The 1,229-nt window shown below is 32.6% G+C and carries 2 protein-coding genes; both read right to left on the minus strand.

Annotation, left to right across the window (positions count from 1 at the left end):
• Positions 1-16 precede the first annotated feature (16 nt).
• Complete coding sequence (locus HX062_RS16095; protein ID WP_353620077.1) at positions 17-880, minus strand: IS3 family transposase; 864 nt, start codon at positions 878-880, stop codon at positions 17-19.
• A gap of 14 nt (positions 881-894) precedes the next feature.
• Positions 895-1,161 carry a transposase gene (locus tag HX062_RS16100; RefSeq protein ID WP_006261795.1) on the minus strand — a complete coding sequence of 89 codons (267 nt, stop codon included), beginning with the start codon at positions 1,159-1,161 and terminating at the stop codon, positions 895-897.
• Between the last annotated feature and the right edge of the window lie 68 nt (positions 1,162-1,229).

The raw sequence follows: 1,229 nt of genomic DNA on the forward strand, positions 1-1,229 counted from the left end.
TGTAGGCTTCCCTATTTTAGGACACCTCTAAATTCGACAAATAATTCTTATTATGTTCAGATTTGATGAAGAATTTAAATTCTTCATCAAATCTGGGTTTATATTCTTTAGGAGATTTATTTCCTAATGCTTTATGAGGATGGTTAAAATTGTAATCCTCTCTCCATTTATCAGCCAATCTTTGTAACTGGTAGATATCATTGAAGTAAAAAGCATCTAATATATCCTCTCTAAAAAATCGATTAAAACGTTCTATATATCCATTCTGCATTGGTTTGCCAGGCTGAGTATATTTAATTTCTATAAAATTCTTCTCACACCAATTTACAAAGGTTTTAGAGATAAACTCAGGTCCATTATCACATCTAATATACTTTGGAGTACCTATTTCTTGTTTTAGGTTTTCAAGTGTTTCTATGACTGCTCTTGCAGGGTAACTTAATCCAGCTTCAATAGCTATTGCTTCTCTATTACAGTCATCTAATACATTAAAAACGCGTACTTTTCTGCCATCTGTAAGTAAGTCACTCATAAAGTCCATACTCCAACACTCATTGAGTACTTGTGGTGTTTCTAAAGGCTGTTTAACTCTTGTTATTAAACGTTTCTTATGTTTTCGTCTTAGACTTAGCTTCATTAAGCGATAAACGCGTAGAACTCTTTTTCTATTCCATATAAGTCCTTCTCTGCGTATCTTATTGTAGTACTCATCAAAGCCGCGAGTAGGGTATTGTTCTGCTAATTCATTTAGCTTATCAATGACCTCTGTATCATCTTTTTTACTTTGATAATACCACATCGATCGGCATAGTCCAACTAATAAACAAATACGAACAATGGATAACTTATATTGCTCTAACAGATACTTTGCCCTTTCTATTTTATCAGATGGGCTTAGAACTTTTTTGACAGAATATCTTTGAGCATTTTATTGTCTAAACTAACATCTGCATACATCTGTTTAAGCTTGCGATTTTCTTCTTCAAGTTCTTTTAAACGTTTCAACTCCTGTTTTTCCATTCCTCCATACTTCTTTCTCCAATAGTAAAACGTGCTCTTATCAATACCTAATTCTCGAGAGATTTCACTTACTGATCTTCCTTGTTCATTTTCTTTGAGAGCTTTAATGATTTGGCTCTCACTAAAATTACTTGTTTTCATACTTGACAGTTTTGTTTAAAGTTAATAATTTCGAATTAACAACTGTCCGATTTTTAGGGAAGCCTACA

Origin of the sequence: Myroides sp. DF42-4-2, from assembly GCF_030326445.1 — a bacterium.
GTDB lineage: Bacteria > Bacteroidota > Bacteroidia > Flavobacteriales > Flavobacteriaceae > Flavobacterium.